The organism is Gilvimarinus polysaccharolyticus, from assembly GCF_001187555.1.
GTDB classification, from domain to species: domain Bacteria; phylum Pseudomonadota; class Gammaproteobacteria; order Pseudomonadales; family Cellvibrionaceae; genus Gilvimarinus; species Gilvimarinus polysaccharolyticus.
In genome coordinates this window covers 704,623-720,337 of the sequence record NZ_LFIJ01000002.1, presented here as the reverse complement: position 1 = coordinate 720,337, position 15,715 = coordinate 704,623, and the positions used below count along the sequence as shown (strand labels likewise).

15 protein-coding genes are annotated in these 15,715 nt (G+C 50.8%); 5 read left to right on the top strand and 10 right to left on the bottom strand.

All coding sequences use genetic code 11. The features are described from left to right. Positions 1 to 2 precede the first annotated feature (2 nt). Positions 3 to 1,040 carry a type II secretion system protein GspC gene (gene gspC, locus GILYN3_RS11695; RefSeq protein ID WP_049723148.1) on the bottom strand — a complete coding sequence of 346 codons (1,038 nt, stop codon included), beginning with the start codon at positions 1,038 to 1,040 and terminating at the stop codon, positions 3 to 5. A 464-nt stretch (positions 1,041 to 1,504) separates the two neighbouring features. On the opposite strand from gspC, the gene GILYN3_RS11690 reads away from it, so the two are divergent. The 4 genes from GILYN3_RS11690 (at position 1,505) to GILYN3_RS11675 (ending at position 5,178) form a co-directional block, all read left to right on the top strand. Next, positions 1,505 to 2,245 (top strand): polysaccharide lyase, encoded by a 741-nt coding sequence (locus tag GILYN3_RS11690; protein ID WP_049723147.1) that lies wholly within the window; start codon positions 1,505 to 1,507, stop codon positions 2,243 to 2,245. A 41-nt stretch (positions 2,246 to 2,286) separates the two neighbouring features. Beyond that, a complete protein-coding gene (locus tag GILYN3_RS11685; RefSeq protein ID WP_049723146.1) occupies positions 2,287 to 3,471 on the top strand; it encodes a GNAT family N-acetyltransferase in 1,185 nt (394 codons plus the stop codon). A 3-nt stretch (positions 3,472 to 3,474) separates the two neighbouring features. Further along, positions 3,475 to 4,314, top strand: coding sequence for a CPBP family intramembrane glutamic endopeptidase (locus tag GILYN3_RS11680; RefSeq protein WP_049723145.1), 840 nt, complete (start codon positions 3,475 to 3,477; stop codon positions 4,312 to 4,314). Between the two features lie 141 nt (positions 4,315 to 4,455). Beyond that, on the top strand, positions 4,456 to 5,178 hold the full coding sequence (locus tag GILYN3_RS11675) for a YebC/PmpR family DNA-binding transcriptional regulator (protein ID WP_049723144.1): 723 nt from the start codon (positions 4,456 to 4,458) through the stop codon (positions 5,176 to 5,178). Positions 5,179 to 5,270: 92 nt separating this feature from the next. Here the strand turns inward: GILYN3_RS11675 and GILYN3_RS11670 are convergent, their stop codons facing one another. From GILYN3_RS11670 to GILYN3_RS11630, 9 genes are all read right to left on the bottom strand, one after another. After that, the gene (locus tag GILYN3_RS11670) at positions 5,271 to 6,224 is read right to left on the bottom strand and encodes an OmpA family protein (RefSeq protein ID WP_049723143.1); all 954 of its coding nucleotides are present in this window, start codon (positions 6,222 to 6,224) and stop codon (positions 5,271 to 5,273) included. A 27-nt stretch (positions 6,225 to 6,251) separates the two neighbouring features. Next, on the bottom strand, positions 6,252 to 6,623 hold the full coding sequence (locus GILYN3_RS11665) for a DUF4398 domain-containing protein (RefSeq protein WP_084005393.1): 372 nt from the start codon (positions 6,621 to 6,623) through the stop codon (positions 6,252 to 6,254). A gap of 174 nt (positions 6,624 to 6,797) precedes the next feature. Beyond that, positions 6,798 to 8,177 (bottom strand): TolC family protein, encoded by a 1,380-nt coding sequence (locus GILYN3_RS11660; RefSeq protein ID WP_049723141.1) that lies wholly within the window; start codon positions 8,175 to 8,177, stop codon positions 6,798 to 6,800. A gap of 4 nt (positions 8,178 to 8,181) precedes the next feature. Then, positions 8,182 to 10,131, bottom strand: coding sequence for a MacB family efflux pump subunit (locus tag GILYN3_RS11655; protein ID WP_232305581.1), 1,950 nt, complete (start codon positions 10,129 to 10,131; stop codon positions 8,182 to 8,184). After that, on the bottom strand, positions 10,118 to 11,305 hold the full coding sequence (locus tag GILYN3_RS11650; protein ID WP_049723140.1) for an efflux RND transporter periplasmic adaptor subunit: 1,188 nt from the start codon (positions 11,303 to 11,305) through the stop codon (positions 10,118 to 10,120). Before GILYN3_RS11650 ends, GILYN3_RS11655 begins: the two co-directional genes overlap by 14 nt. Positions 11,306 to 11,544: 239 nt before the next feature. After that, the gene (locus GILYN3_RS11645; RefSeq protein WP_049723139.1) at positions 11,545 to 12,030 is read right to left on the bottom strand and encodes a nucleoside deaminase; all 486 of its coding nucleotides are present in this window, start codon (positions 12,028 to 12,030) and stop codon (positions 11,545 to 11,547) included. Between the two features lie 47 nt (positions 12,031 to 12,077). Further along, positions 12,078 to 12,905, bottom strand: a complete 828-nt coding sequence (locus GILYN3_RS11640; RefSeq protein WP_049723138.1) for a response regulator — start codon at positions 12,903 to 12,905, stop codon at positions 12,078 to 12,080. A 70-nt stretch (positions 12,906 to 12,975) separates the two neighbouring features. Beyond that, complete coding sequence (gene yaaA / locus GILYN3_RS11635) at positions 12,976 to 13,749, bottom strand: peroxide stress protein YaaA (RefSeq protein ID WP_049723137.1); 774 nt, start codon at positions 13,747 to 13,749, stop codon at positions 12,976 to 12,978. A 36-nt stretch (positions 13,750 to 13,785) separates the two neighbouring features. Then, positions 13,786 to 14,262: a DUF4265 domain-containing protein gene (locus tag GILYN3_RS11630; RefSeq protein ID WP_049723136.1), complete on the bottom strand. Its 477-nt coding sequence runs from the start codon at positions 14,260 to 14,262 to the stop codon at positions 13,786 to 13,788. Positions 14,263 to 14,384: 122 nt separating this feature from the next. Between GILYN3_RS11630 and GILYN3_RS11625 the strand changes: the two genes are divergently transcribed. Further along, positions 14,385 to 15,665 (top strand): M48 family metalloprotease, encoded by a 1,281-nt coding sequence (locus tag GILYN3_RS11625; RefSeq protein WP_084005389.1) that lies wholly within the window; start codon positions 14,385 to 14,387, stop codon positions 15,663 to 15,665. Positions 15,666 to 15,715 lie beyond the last annotated feature (50 nt).

Genomic DNA, 15,715 nt, shown 5'->3' with positions numbered 1-15,715 from the left:
ACTTATTCTAGCTCCACATCAATAGTCACGGTTTCACCATCGCGCTCGATCTCGAGGCTGGCAGAAGTGGTTTGACCCAAATTACGATAAATTTCCATGATTTTGCCGGGATTATCCAAGGCGGTGCCATTTACACCGGTAACCACATCGCCCGCCTTAAGGCCCGCGGCATTAAAAGCGTCGGGGTTGCGCCCAGGGCGCACTCGGTAACCTTTGATCTGGCCGTTTTCACGGTGAATATTAAAGGCCACTACATCCGATAAATTTTGGCTAATTTGCTCAACTACAGCACCAGAGCTGGTGGCATTGACTTGATCGGCCTCAAGCGGGCCCTGTACCGCCGCTTCGGTCTCGTCATTTTCATTATATTGTTGTTCGTCGCCTTCCCAGCTGCGGCTGGCAGCAGGCGGTGGGTCATAACGCACTTGTCGGCGCGGGACGTTAGGGTCTTCTTTGTAGAGCCAAAGCGATTCGTACTGGCCGTTGTTGTCCAAAATAACCCGCAGGCTCAACACTTTGGCAACTTTCACACCGCGCTGGTTTTCGATTTCATCACCCGGGCCGTATATGGCTTGAGCTTTTGCATCGGCAATAATAGCCCGAGCCGACGCATCCACGCTGGAGCCAATAATTCCACTCAACACCAACGACAACTTGGTATCTACCGCTTCATCTTCGATTTGCGGCTGCAATGGTTGAACCGGCTCGTTAACCTGGGCTTCTGTCTCAGCGCCGGCACCGGCGCCAAACAGTGACAACTGACGCAATTCATTTATATTGACGTCGCCCATACGCGGGCCAGTGTTAGTACTAACCAGGGCATTAGCCGAAATTTCGGCAGCGGGAATCTCAGGGGTCGGCACCAACAGCCAAAACAGCTGTGCCAGTGAATGGGTGAGCCAAAGCAGAATCAAAAGACCTGCTAGCTGTTTCCAGCGCCGCTCGGAAACTCGGCGAAATGCTTGAGAGGTGCGGCGCTGAACATTGCCAAGCCGATCTCCGCCTGTCATACCGGGTTTTTGCGTTGTGAAATTCTGCATAAGTATTCGTTTATTAGAGCCTGTTTTACAGCGTTATGCTCTTAACTTGCAGGCTAACCTACATGCAGCGGTATGTGCCGAAGATACAAACTTTTTATTTGCCTTCCATCCACTGGAACCGACCGATTGTACTGCAACACCCGTTGAAAAGCGAAGCCCACAAATGCCCCAATGGGATGTGACGCAAAACTTTTTTGGCACAGCAATAATCCGATAAATGCCGCGACAGAGCCATTGTGACCGTTTTTTACCGCCGAGATTCAACTCAATACACAATTTTTAACCGTCCACTCAACCCGTTTGGACGCTGAGTAACCCGCTTGCTATATTGCTACATCTATTTAGCTGGAAGATGCACCTGTGCCGGTTTATTTAACGTCTACTAGGCTAGACCGGTAAACTTGTTTTTACGCGCCAACATTAATACGCCCGTTTTGTTACACCCATAAGAAGGATAATCAAACATGCGCTCACGCCTACCCATCATCCTAATGGCTTTAACCCTGTCCGCGGCCAGCACACAGGCCGATATACTCTGGCAGGCCGACTTTGAAACTGGCGACTTGTCCCAGTGGTCATACATCAGCAACCCCGTGGGAGCAAGCGTGACCACAAGCTGTACATACCAAGGTGAGTACGCCGGGCAGATTGCTATTACCGGTGCCGAACAGTACCTCTGGCACGGCAACGAGGCGCTTAATCGCAGCGAATTTAATTATAAGCCGGCGGCCACCGGTGAGGGCGACAGCACCTTTTTAGGCTGGAGTTTTTTCTTACCCGAACCACTGCTCGCGGTAAAACACGAGATAGGCTATTGGGAATCGGACAACAGCTGGCAGCAACAAATGCGTTTTAACCTAATTGGCGACACTTTAAGCTTTAGCCGTTCAAACGCCGCCGAGCCTTACTGGAGCCAGCCCGGCTTTGCCAGTGCTGGCGTATGGCACGATGTCGCCATGACCATACACTGGTCAACCGACCCGGCCATTGGCTACGCCGAAATCTGGCTCGATGGCAAACCTCAGGGCCGCATCAACTTGCAAACCCGAGTCAACGATAACGATGCCATGTTTACTCAGATTGGCTTACTGCGCCAGCGCATCGATACTCGCGAGGTGATTTTGATCGACAATGTCCGCGCAGCCGATAATATGGCCGATGTACTCGCTGCTTTTAACCCAGAAGAGCCTAAATTTTGCCCTTAAGCACGGCCACCAAAAGCCGCTGCTGACGTTTTGGAGCCTTAATGCGCCTTGAGTTTATCTCGTCTATTCACGCCGTTAGCGCAGCGCAGTGGAACGCATTACTGAGTTGCGATTATCCGTTTGCACGCCACGAGTTTCTCGCAGCACTAGAAGACAGCCAGGCCGTGGATGGCGACAGTGGTTGGCACAGTCGTCACCTGCTGGTGTATGACGACGACACCCTCACAACAGCACTGCCAGGCTACATAAAAACACACTCCTATGGCGAGTATGTGTTCGACTGGGCATGGGCCGAGGCCTACCAACGCTACGGCCAACACTATTACCCCAAATGGATTGCCGCGATTCCTTTTACCCCATGTCGCGGCCCGCGCCTATTGGGCAACTCCAGCCCAGAACGCATCACAGCGCTAGGCCATGCCCTCAGTGATTACTGCCAAAGCGAAGGGTTATCGGGCTGGCACTGCCTGTTCCCCGAGCAGGCGGTAAGCGATGCACTAACCTGCAACAGCGCTCAGCGGCTCGGTTGTCAGTTTCACTGGTTTAATCGCGCTTACCGCTCGTTCGACGATTTTGTCGCCACTTTTGCCTCACGAAAACGTAAAAATGTACTCAAAGAGCGGCGTCGTGTGGGCGAACAAGGCTTTAGCTTTAGCACGTTAAGCGGCGCCGAGCTTACCCCCGAGCACTGGCAATTTTTTCACCAGCTGTATCAACACACCTACTTAAAACGCAGTGGGCATGGGGGCTATTTAAATGCCGCGTTTTTTCAGGCGCTGGGCGCCAGCCTTGCCGAGCACTGCGTTATGGTACTGGCCCACCACGACTCACAAACTGTGGCCGCGGCCCTGTATTTACGCGATAACCAAACCCTTTATGGACGCTATTGGGGCTGCCTAGAAGAGTTTGACTTTTTGCACTTTGAGACCTGCTATTATCAGGGCATTGATTACGCCATTGCCCAAGGCATCACGCGCTTTGACGGCGGCGCTCAGGGCGAACATAAAATCGCCCGCGGCTTTGAGCCAGTGCTGACTTACTCTAATCATCACCTGAGCGACAAGCGTTTTGCCGATGCAGTACAGAGCTTTGTGACCGAAGAGGGCGCCATGACTCGGGGCTACTATAAAGATGCTCAAGCACATTTGCCCTACGCCCAAACCGAGTTCACAGCGGCATTGAAACCTCAGCCCGACCTTACACCTCAGCCCAAAGATAAGGATTAAGCCTTGCAGCAGCTACTGGCGCGCGCCAACCTCTTTAACATACTCGACAAAATTGATCGCGAGGCCCCCTCATACGAGCTAAATCGCCCCCAAGCGCTACGGCGAGTATTTATCACCTTAGCCTGTGTTTGCGTTTGTTTATTGCTGGTGCACTACGGCAAATACTCTACCAACCTTATCTGGCTGTTGCGCCATAGCGCCGAGTTATTAGGCCAGCCAGCCGACCAGCTAGTACGCCAACTGCAACAATCAGGCTGGCTGCAACTGGTCGGGTACACCTGGTGGAGCTCGGTGCATTTAGTGGGTTATGTGTTGCTGCCCTGGCTGGTGATTCGACACCTGTTAAAGCTGCGAATGCGCGATATGGGCTGGCGCTTGGCAGAGACTCGCGAGCACTGGCTAGGTTATGTACTACTGGCGACGCCGATCTTATTGTTCGTTTATTTAGTCAGTCTAGGGGAGGATTTTGTTAACCATTACCCGTTTTACTCGCTAGCAGGGCGCAGCTGGTTAGATCTACTTGCCTGGGAATGCCTTTATATTGGCCAGTTTATTTTTTTAGAGTTCTTCTTTCGCGGCTTTTTACTCAACGCCCTGCGCCCAGCACTGGGCGCCAACGCTATTTGGGTGATGTGCGTACCCTACCTAATGATCCACTTTCCCAAGCTTTGGCTGGAGGCCACCGGCGCGATTTTATTTGGCTTATTTTTAGGCATTTTAGCGCTGCGTTCGCGATCTATCTGGGGCGGGGTCGCGGTACACGTCAGCATCGCGCTATCGATGGATATTGCCGCACTAATACGTAAAGAGGCGCTACCCGAGCTATGGTGGCCAGGCTTATAACAAGCGTAGGCATTCCCTGCAACGCCGATAAGCGGTAGAATTTGCGCCGTTACTATCACCAACACTATCACCGGCATCGTCGCCCAGCTAAACGCTAGCAACATCAATAGCAAGCCGTGGGCGCTACATAAGGGCAGAGCAATGGGAAGAGCATTCCAAAACCGCAAAGAATCCATGGCCAAGACCTCGGACGCCAAGGCCAAGGTTTACAGCAAATACGGCCGCGAGATATACGTCTGCGCCAAACAAGGCGGCGTAGAGCCTGCGGGCAACCTAACGCTGCGCAGCTTAATCGAGCGCGCTAAAAAAGATCAGGTACCCAGTCACGTCATCGAAAAAGCGCTGGATAAAGCCAAAGGCGGCGCAGGAGAAGACTTTTCGTCAGCGCGTTACGAAGGTTTTGGCCCCGGTAATGTTATGGTGATTGTCGACTGTTTAACCGACAACCCCAACCGTACCATCGGCGATGTTCGCACCTGCTTTAACAAAACCAAAAGTAAGTTGGGCACCTCGGGCACTGTTAGCCACATGTTTGATCACAGCGCCATTTTTGTGTTTGCCGGCGAAGACGAAGAGGCGGTTTTAGAAGTGTTAATGATGGCCGACGTGGACGTGACCGACATTGAGTCCGAGGATGGCAAAATTACCGTATTTGCCCCCAATACCGAATACGCCAAAGTGCGCAACGCCCTAAGCGAAGCTTATGAAGGCATCGACTTTGAGGTGGACGAGATTCAGTTTGTACCGCAAACCGTCACCGAGATTTCTGGCGACGACGTAGAAATGTTTGAAAAGCTGGTCGACATGCTGAACGACACCGATGACGTGCAACGGGTTTATCACAACGCCGAAATTAAAGCGTAGCCGCACCCGCTATCACATAAAAAAGGCGCAGATATAGCTCTGCGCCTTTTTTTGATCTTCACTTTAAGCTTTCGGCAGTGAGCCAATTCAACTTACGAATCACGATCACTCACTTCCTCGCCTTCATCAGCAATAATGATTTCTACCCGGCGGTTCTGTAAGCGTCCTGCCTGGGAGTCATTATTGGCAACGGCATGCGCCTCACCATAGCCGCGCGTTCTTACTCGACTTTCATCGACACCGCCTTGCACTAAAGTATCTTTAACAGATGCCGCGCGGCGCTCAGACAAATCTTGATTGTAACTATCGGCACCGGTGTTATCGGTAAAGCCTTCAATTAAGACTTTGCGCTTAGGGTATTCGTTTAAGAAATCGGCCACTCGCTGTAAAGTGCGCTCCGAGCCCGACTTTATGGTCGCCTTATCTACTTCAAACAAAATATTTCCCAAGGTTAGCACCAAACCACGCTCGGTTTGCTCGGTACTAATATTTTGCAAATCATTTTCAAGTTTATTAGCACGGGTCGCCATCTGTTGCGCATACGCCTCAGCGGCTTGTGCTCGCTCTTCTGCCAAACGGGCTCGCTCTGCCGATTCTTTGGCTTGCGCTGCGGAGTCTTTGGCACGTTGATCCATTTGCTGCGCACGCATTGAAGCTTTCTGGGCCTCTGAGGTGCGAGCCGCTATAATCAAGTTTTTACGTTTCGCATCAGCCTGCTCGACGATCTCATCCGAGGCTTTCATGCGTGCCATCTCAGCCGCGATATCAATTTTACGGTCAACTAAATAAACCTGATGACTCACCGCATTAGGCTCGGCATCTGCGCGCAACAGGGCTTCTAATTTATCCAGTGACTCTTCGGCTTCGCGCAGTTTAATGGGCGCATAACGATTGGCTTGATCAATTGTTGTAACATTATCAAGCTCGGCACGTAAGCGTACCAAGCGCTCATCTGGAGAGTCGGCCGTGGTGGCGCAACCAGTTGCTAAAATCGCTGCCAATGTAGCGCTAAACAATGCCTTTTTGTGATTTTTTATACCGTACATAATTCTATCCTCTGCGTTAGCGGTCGATTACTGCTGGTTATTTTTCACTTCCTGCTCTAGCACTCGCAGATTTTCTTCAACCTGGTCGGCCGCTCGTTCTGATTTTTTGGCGTGCGACTTAGCAATAGCCAAGTCTGAGTCAGCAACTGATCGTTCCAGCCACTGACTGGCTTTAGCGTTGTCTTTTTTTGCTATTGCCGCATTCGCTTTGTCTAAATTTTGTTTTGCATCGCGCAGTGCTAACGGCGCATGTTTTTCGGCGTTTAAACTGCGCGCCTGCTCGACACCAGCCTCGGCCTGAGACAGCAAAATATTAGGCACAGGGGCGTTGTTCGCACATGCCGTTAATGCAAATACGGTCATTAAAATTGTGAAAAATCCAGTTTTTATCCGTCGCATAGTTTTTCTCCGAGTCTTTGTAAGTGCTACAATTATTCTGTAACAACACAAGCAAAATAGCCGCTCAGCGGCCTAATAAGCTTATTCAAAGGGAGTATTGCAAGGGCAGTGCCAGCCTAGCCGGCCGGCGTATCAAGCAGTAATTGCGTTGCCCAAGGCGAACAACGCAATGGCTTACAGGGAAGGGGAGGTTATAGCTTCCAGCGCGGGGGCCGAGCCCATAGACTCATAGACATTCACTAGGGTTATAAAGTAATCGCGCTTAGCGGTCACGATCAACTCATTGGCACTAAACCAGGTTTGCTGCGCCAACAACAAGTTAATAAAGTCGGTATCACCGGCCTCGTAACGGATTTTAGACAAATCATATAAAGCGCGGCTGTTATCAAATGTTTGTTCGCTAATCTCCAATTGCTGTACACGGGTTTGGTAATCTTGCAGTTGATCGAGCACATCGCGATAAGCATCGGCAACCGTGTATAGATAGTTGGCGCGATTGATATCTGCGTCCAACTCGGCAATACGCACCTGTGCTTTTGCTTGACCGCCATCCAATAGCAACACCGAGACGGCCTCGCCCAAGCTACCCGCCCAATCGCTAGCACCAGACAAAACACCACTCAAGCCCCAACTAGCACTTAACGATAAATCAGGCCAACGAGACACTTCGGCTTGATGCAACAGGCTTTGATCTTCGCGCAATGCCAATTGCGCAATTTGAATGTCCGGCCGCTGCTCGAGCAGTTCGGCCGGTTGCAGCGCGGCGATATTTGGTGCATGAAAGTCAGAAAATGTCGTTTTTAGAGCCGCTGGAGTTAAATCGGTATCGCCAAGAAGTAACGCCAAAGCACGCTCGTTAACGGCCACACTTTGTTCTAGATTAATTAATTTACTGCGCGCATTTAGCACCACATTTTTTTGCTGACGCAACTCAATGCCTGAGGCGGAGCCGGCCTCAAATGTTAACTCAAATAACTCCAACAACTTAACACTGGCATCATAGTTTTGCTCGGCCACATTACGCAGCTCGTTAAGTGCTAACGTTTGCACATAGGTGCGAATAAACTGCGCCTGTAACGATATCATTAAGCTGCGCTGTTGCCAGCGCTGTACTTGCAGCTGAATTTCACGCTGATCATCTTGTGCCGCACGCGCGCCCCACAAATCGACCGTGTAACTGGCGCTAAAATTTAAACTATTACTATCGGATGTTTTACCGTATTCATCGTAGTTATCACGATTACTCAAAGCGCCGCTTAAACTCGGCCAATGATTAGCTGCAGTGGAACGTTGTAACTGTTGCGCCCGCTCGATACGCAACTTTGCAATATCTAAATCAAGGTTGTTCTCACGCAGCTGAGCTAACAGTGTTTGTAACTCATCTGGCAACACCGTAACCCAAGCACCTAACGTCTCGGCATCATCGGCCTGAATCCCATGTTGCGTTAAAGCTTGGTTATACACCGCAGCCGTATTGTTAGTGGGCAGCTCAATATCGGGGTTGTACGCACAACCTGCCGCACACAAACTTACAGCGAGTAATGTTTTTCGCATTCGATTACTCCTCCGCCAGCGCGGTAATAGGACTGAGGGATGCGGCCTTGCGAGCCGGAATGTAACCAAAAATCAACCCCACCATAATTGATGTGGCAAACGCGAGCAGCGCCGGCAGTGCGGTAAACGCCACCGCGACACCAAAGTAGCTGATAATAAAAGCGCCACCAAAACCCGCCAAGATGCCGAGGGTGCCACCGCAGATACACACCACTAACGCCTCGATATTAAATTGCCGCAAAATATCTCCGGGTTTGGCGCCAGTGGCAATGCGTAAACCAATTTCGCGGCGACGCTCGGAAACATTCACCAACATAATATTCATAACCCCGATACCGCCAACAAATAACGAGATTGCGGCAATTGAGCCCAACAATAACGTCAAGGTGTTTTGTGCTTCGGTGACAGTTTCTACCAACGATTCTGTGGAGCGAACCATGACATCCTCTTCACTGTGTCGCGCGAGTAGCAAATCCTCAACTTCCTGCTCAAGCCGGGTGACATCTTCCGTCGTTTCGGCTTTAACGGTAATCGTACTGAGGTAATCCCGACCAAAAAACTTTAACCGCGCAGTGGTGATAGGAATCAGTACTTCATCATCCATGTCTCCTCCCATCGGGTCGGCGCCTTTCGCTTGAAGCACACCAATAACTTGATACGGAGTGCTGTTAACCAACACATAGCGGCCGATAGGGTCTTCGCTGGCAGTAAATAAGTTATCGCGAATCGTGGCACCAATAACCATCACCGATGCAAATTGATCGACATCCTTTTGATTAAAAAAGATGCCTTGCGACAACTGCCAGTCGCGCACCGAAAAATATTCTGGTGTGGCGCCTTTAATACCGCCAGAGTAGTCGTTGCCGCCAAAACGTAACGTTGCGCGAGTGCTACGCTCCGGCGCAACAGCCACGACTCCAGGTATTTGTGCAATAGCCGCAGCATCATCTAACGTTAAAGTGGCAATATCACCACTGCCGCGGCGTAAATTAGCGCCACCGGGACGCACCGATATTAAGTTGGTACCGATAGATTCTATACGCCCCAGAACCTCAGCTTTGCCGCCTTCACCTATGGCAATCATAAGAACCACGGAAGCTACGCCAATAATAATTCCCAACAAAGTTAATAAAGTACGAAACAAATTTACCCGCAGTGATGCGGCCGCAATGCGGATCGATTCGAACACACTAATATTGGGAAAGACTTTAATACGATTGCGTACAGGTGTGTCGCTATGCTGTTTCGGCGTCGGATATTTTAGCTCGGTATGATCATCGATGACTAAACCGTCTTTTAACGAGATAACGCGATTGGCCTGTTGCGCAATTTCTTTGTCGTGAGTAATCAGAATAACCGTTACCCCTTGCTGATTAAACTCGCGTAATAGCTCCAGAACTTGCGCGCCGCTATTGCTATCGAGGGCACCGGTAGGTTCATCGGCAAGAATAACCTCGGCGCCATTAACCAGTGCCCGCGCTATAGATACGCGCTGCTGCTGCCCACCCGATAATTCGCTGGGTTTGTGCTCCGCACGCTCGGCCATCCCCAATTGTGCCAGCAACTGCATGGCATGGGGTTGACGTTCATTGCGCGGCAACTGGCGGTAAATGCCGGGCATAGCAACGTTTTCCCACGCGTTGTAATTGGCCAGCAATTGATAACGCTGAAACACAAAACCGAAGGTGCTTAAACGCAGCGCTGACAATTCATCATTGTTAAGTTTAGCAACATCAATACCGCCCACCCGATAGCAACCAGCGGTAGGCTTATCGAGGCAACCAAGAATATTCATAAGAGTGGACTTGCCCGAGCCGGACTGCCCCATAATGGCAACAAACTCGCCCTGCTCAATAGTGAGCGATACATCGCTTAGGGCATTAACAGTGATTTCACCCAACGAGTAGGAGCGGCTAATATTATCCAGCTGTATTAATGGATCAGAAGCCACCACGACGACCACCTCTATTATCCGACATGCCGCCTTTGGGCATGCCCCCCCCAGCACGGGCATTTGCTTTGCTGTCGTCACGGTTACCGGCGACGACAACGTCACCCACCTGTAAACCACTAATAACTTCGGCTTGAGTGCGAGTGCGCACGCCAATCTCTACCGGTACTGGCTCAAATTGACCGGGGGCAGTTTGCTTTACCACCCGACTGCCTCGACGACCGTCTCGAATAGCACCCACTGGAATAGTCACAACTTCCTCTGCGCGACTTTCCACAAAAAAAGTTTGTGCCGTCATCGAGTCCATTAGCCGCGAGTTACGATTTTTGATATCAATCAGGACTTGATAAAGAACAACATCGTTTACCACCTCTGGGGTTGGTAATACTTGACGCACGGTAGAGTTCCAGCGCTCATCTGGATTGCCCAATGTTGCAAAGTAAACATCCATACCTGGTTGAATACGCGTGACATCTGCCTCAGATACTTCAGCGCGCAAGGTCAGTACATCGAGGTTGGCGATTTTCATAATCAACGGAGCATTTTGATTGGCATTAAGCGTTTGCCCCTCGCGCACAGCAATCGACACCACGGTGCCAGTCATGGGCGCGTAAATTTTGGCGTAGTTTAACGTTGCTCGATCGCCTTCGAGCGATGCTTCATCGGCGCGAATCTCCGCCTCCATAGCACGGATGCTCGCGTTAATGGTTTTTACATCTGTTTGACTGCTGGTTAAGGTATCTTGGCTAATCGCATTTTGCGCAAATAAACGCGTGTTGCGGGCTTTTCGTTCTTCAGCCAGATAACTTTCAGCCTGTAGCTTTTCGAGTTGAGCACGCTTATTTTCTAAACTCGCTGTCGCGCCCATTACCTTGGTTTCAAACACAGTCGCGTCAATTTCCGCCAACAAATCACCGCGCTGCACCAAATCACCGACCTCGACCGCTAGTGATTTAAGCTGCCCCGATACCTGCGCCCCAACTTCTACGTATTCTTTTGGCTCAAGCGTACCACTGGCGGCAATGACGTTTTCCACTGTGCCAATTTCCACCTCGTATAAAATATAATCGGGCACTTGGCCCGGTTTTAAATAAAGGTATGTGCTATAGCCGATTGCCGCTAATACAACAACCAAAATAAAAATTTTCTGCCAAAGCCGAGCGAATAGAATTTTCATATCGAGAACACTAATGTTTAAAAATAAAGAGTTGATGAGTATGTATTCTACCCATGCACACTTGGTAGTGGTTAATTTATACAATTGTTTACGTTGCTCAAGAATATGAGCTGATGTCCTTCAAATTCCGCAACCTCATTCGGCTGGACGGCCATACTGAAATCACGCTATTTCAAGCGCGGGACAGCGGCAACATTAGTAAACCGAAAGAGTATGTCAGGGAGAGCTAAATGAATTTATTAGTAACAGTGCCGCTCGGAAAATTCTTGCCACTGCTGAAACGGCGCCTCGGCATTGCTAAGCGCTAAATGGTAAAAAGGTATCTGCCGTTCGGGGCCTGGGATATTAACTTCGCGATACACCAGGGAATCATCAAACCCGGCTTTTGATGCTTGCTCACGACTGGCAGCAAAAATAACTTTATCGGCACGGGCCCAATAAATAGCGCCCAAACACATAGGGCAGGGCTCGCAGCTGGCGTAAATCGTACAGCCCGTTAATTGATGATCATCCAGTATCTGGCAAGCCTTACGAATAACGGCCACCTCGGCGTGAGCCGTGGGGTCGCGATCGCGCGTCACGCTGTTGCAAGCCTCGGCAATAATTTCACCCTCTTTCACTACTAGCGCACTAAACGGGCCACCGCCACTACTGGCAGACTCGCAAGCAAGCTCAAGGCAACGCGCAAGCAATGCACTATCATCGATAGAGGTAGGGTGCTTCATTGTCGATCCATAATAGTTTCGGTTAACCTAAATCCCTTGCGCACACATTAACTAATAAGCCGTGATAACAATTCAAACTTACTTGCCTCGGTATCGACAAAGCGCAATACCACTTTCACCGCTCGGCTTTCTGGACGCGATTCGGCCGCCTGTAAAGAGTGAACATAGGCATTAAGCTGGAGGTGCTCAGTGTCATTGCCAACATCTAATACCACTTGGTCAAACAAGGCCGGTACATGGCTGTCGCGAGCGACCAGCGCGCTAAACGCTTGCAGTGATATCTCGCGCACAATGCAACCCACAGGGGCCTGATTACTGTCAAAGCGCAGCTGCGCCTTCAGTTTATTTTTGACCGATTTAGGCGCTTTTTCGACCGCTGCCGGTGCCGCTTTGGGTGCGGCACCAAAGCCCGCTGTTAGCACATCAACCGAGGCGTTGGCCATGCGCGCAACACCCCCACGATCGGCACCACCCGAACCCGGAGGGGCAGGCAATTTGTCGATTTTTTTTAACTGTTTGGTGACTTTAGCGATCAGCTCATCGGGGGTAAATGGCTTGCTTAAATAATCCGATACTCCCGCTTGTACGGCTTTGATAACGTGACTGCGGTCGCCACGACTAGAGATCATAATAAACGGTGTGCTTTTATAGCGCTCGTCGCCGCGGATACTGGCGAGCAGCTCTGCGCCGTTCATATTGGGCATTTCCCAATCTGACAGCACCAAATCCATGGTCTGTATTTTAAGCTGGGCAAGTGCACGGTTGCCATCGGGGGCCTCAAACACCTCAACACCGGGCAGTTGCTCGCGCAGGTGTTTTTTGACCATGTCGCGGATAAAGCTGGCGTCATCGACCACCAGTATGCGTAATGCCATAGAGCACTCCTTTATATTGCCGTCTTTACACAGTAGCTTATGGCGTGCCCAAGTGAATAGGCAATTAGCGTTAATCTACCTTGCGAGTAAACACCCAATCGCGTTCAGACGATAGCTCTTGTACAAAACCGTAGCCATCAACGTCAAAGCTTTTTAGGTCTTCGGCCGATGTTAGACGATTCTTAATGGCATACGCGCTCATTAAGCCACGGGCCTTTTTCGCATAAAAGCTAATAATTTTATATTGGCCGTTTTTCCAATCTTTAAAGATCGGGGTAATCACCTCACCGCTCAACTGTTTTGGTTTAATGGCTTTAAAGTACTCATTAGAGGCCAAGTTAACCAAACTGGTGCTGTTAACCGCCGCCAATTGCTGGTTAACCGCGCAGGTCAGCTGATCGCCCCAAAACTGATAGAGGTTGGCACCGCGACTATTGTTAAACTTGGTACCCATTTCTAGACGATAGGGCTGAATCAAATCCAGCGGCCGCAGCAAGCCATACAAGCCCGAGAGAATACGCAAATGCTTTTGCGCAAAGGCAAAATCGCGCGCGCTAAAGGTGTCGGCCGCCATGCCTGTATATACGTCGCCCTGAAACGCCAATACCGCTTGCTTTGCATTACTCGGCTTAAAAGGGGTTTGCCATGCCTGAAAGCGATCAAAGTTCAACACTCCGAGCTTGTCAGAGATATGCATCAAGCCCGATATATCGGCTGGCGACAGGGCTTTTAACTCGTTGATCAACACCTGCGAGTCGGTTAAAAAATCGCTCTCGGTGTGTGTCTCAGTCACCGGAGTGGATTCAAAATCCAGCGTCTTCGCTGGGGAGATCAGCATTAACATACAGGGCACCTTTATCGATCTGGGGTTATCACCGAGCTACTCGGGCTTGAGGATGTCCAACCACCAATTTAATGGGGTGGTGCCGTCGGCGGGGTCGTAGACGTTGCCGTACTGCCAAGCGTTATCATCGCTATTGATCGCGTTAAAAACCGCCTCTATCTCTGTAAAACCACAGCTCACGTGCAGTGTGTACACCAGCATCCGCGGCGTTTCGATGTCTAAATCGCCGCCCAGCTTAGCCACCGGTCCGCTCAGTTGATCGGCCAGCGCCTGAATATCGCCTTTGCAAAATACTTGCACAGCAACATTGCCACTGTGGGTTAAAATCTCAAACTCACGCTTATCCGGCTCACAACGAATCACATCGCCGCTGGCAATACCTTTAATAAAGGCCGGTGAGCGCACTAATTGTACCGAGTTATCGTCCAGCACTTTTACCGGGATACGCTCGACCATCGGTTGGCCATCGGGACGCAAGCCGGCAAACAGCTCGACCGCCTGAAGTGTTTGCATGAATACCTCGTTGGGTTAAATTTGTGACATTATAACCACCAAAACACGATCACCGTGCGATCATAGCCGGCAGATCAACAGAAATACCCTTAAAGCTCGCCGCATAATAATTGGAGGCATCTGTGAAGTATTGGATACAACTCGCCCTGCTGGCATCTCTGGCAATCCTAACGACCGGCTGCAGCGTCAATCCGGTAACCGGTCAAAATGAGCTGTCGCTGATGTCGCCCGCGCAAGAGGTTGCCCTTGGTGCGCAGCAGTACACGCCCAGCCAGCAGTCGCAAGGAGGCCGCTATGTGGTCGACCCAGATCTAAACGTATACGTTAACAAAGTTGGGCAAAAACTGGCAGCCGTAAGCGACCGACGCGAGCTACCTTACGAGTTTGTGGTATTAAACAACGATGTACCCAACGCCTGGGCACTGCCCGGCGGCAAGATCGCCATTAACCGCGGGCTGTTAGTGTTGCTGGGCGATGAAGCTGAACTGGCTGCGGTACTGGGCCATGAAATCGTCCACGCGGCGGCTCGCCACGGTGCTAAACAACAAACCCAAGGCACACTGCTTAACGCCGGCCTTATGGCCGCTGGGGTAGCGCTGGCCAGCCAAGATCAACAAACCGCAGGACTTGCGGTAGGCGCGCTGGGCGTAGGCGCCCAAGCATGGCAGGCACGTTACGGCCGCGATCAAGAGCTGGAGTCAGACCAATACGGCATTGAATATATGGTGCGTGCCGGTTACGACCCACAAGGTGCGGTTGAACTGCAAAAGACCTTCGTTAAGCTCTCTGAGGGACAGCAAGCGAATTGGATGGAAAGCTTTTTTGCCAGCCACCCTCCCTCGCAACAGCGGGTCGAAATCAACAAAAAACTGGCCGCACAACGCCCCGGCGGCGCGCGCAACAAAACCGAGTACCAGCGTGCCATCGCCCAGCTTAAAAGCGATCAGAGCGCTTACGCCGACTATCAAAAAGCGTTACAAGCACTTAGCGCAGAAAACGTCGCCGAGGCCAAGCAACTCACCGATCGCGCTCTTGCCAAGCAGCCCAAAGAGAATCTGTTTTGGGAGCTAAAAGGCCGTATCGCAGCCAATGAGAAAGACTTTGCCGGCTCGGAGCAAGCTTTTAGCAAGTCGATTGCGGCTAATCCTGAGTACTTTCGTCCTTATATATATCGCGCTTTAGCGTATCGTCAGCTCGATAAACCCGATGCTTCGGCCAGCGATTTAGACAAGAGCATGCAACTGCTGCCCACCCAAATTGCCAGCTTCTATTTAGGTGAATACGCGCTGCAAAAAGGCGATAAGCAAAAAGCCGTTGCTTACTTTCAGCAAGCCGTCCAGGGCGGGGGCGAAATCGGCCAAGCGGCTCAAGCTCAGCTGCAAAAACTACAACAGCCGCAATAAACGGTATAATGCCCCCCATTAGCCAGCAGCGTTGCTGCTGGCAGATCACA

Bases quoted from the DNA above. Each gene is read 5' to 3' on its own strand.
- GILYN3_RS11690 (WP_049723147.1), top strand. From the start codon at position 1,505: ATGCGCTCACGCCTACCCATCATCCTAATGGCTTTAACCCTGTCCGCG.
- GILYN3_RS11670 (WP_049723143.1), bottom strand. From the start codon at position 6,224: ATGTACGGTATAAAAAATCACAAAAAGGCATTGTTTAGCGCTACATTG.
- yaaA (WP_049723137.1), bottom strand. From the start codon at position 13,749: ATGTTAATGCTGATCTCCCCAGCGAAGACGCTGGATTTTGAATCCACT.
- GILYN3_RS11645 (WP_049723139.1), bottom strand. From the start codon at position 12,030: ATGAAGCACCCTACCTCTATCGATGATAGTGCATTGCTTGCGCGTTGC.
- GILYN3_RS11660 (WP_049723141.1), bottom strand. From the start codon at position 8,177: ATGCGAAAAACATTACTCGCTGTAAGTTTGTGTGCGGCAGGTTGTGCG.
- GILYN3_RS11650 (WP_049723140.1), bottom strand. From the start codon at position 11,305: ATGAAAATTCTATTCGCTCGGCTTTGGCAGAAAATTTTTATTTTGGTT.
- GILYN3_RS11665 (WP_084005393.1), bottom strand. From the start codon at position 6,623: ATGCGACGGATAAAAACTGGATTTTTCACAATTTTAATGACCGTATTT.
- GILYN3_RS11630 (WP_049723136.1), bottom strand. From the start codon at position 14,262: ATGCAAACACTTCAGGCGGTCGAGCTGTTTGCCGGCTTGCGTCCCGAT.
- GILYN3_RS11685 (WP_049723146.1), top strand. From the start codon at position 2,287: ATGCGCCTTGAGTTTATCTCGTCTATTCACGCCGTTAGCGCAGCGCAG.
- gspC (WP_049723148.1), bottom strand. From the start codon at position 1,040: ATGCAGAATTTCACAACGCAAAAACCCGGTATGACAGGCGGAGATCGG.
- GILYN3_RS11675 (WP_049723144.1), top strand. From the start codon at position 4,456: ATGGGAAGAGCATTCCAAAACCGCAAAGAATCCATGGCCAAGACCTCG.
- GILYN3_RS11640 (WP_049723138.1), bottom strand. From the start codon at position 12,905: ATGGCATTACGCATACTGGTGGTCGATGACGCCAGCTTTATCCGCGAC.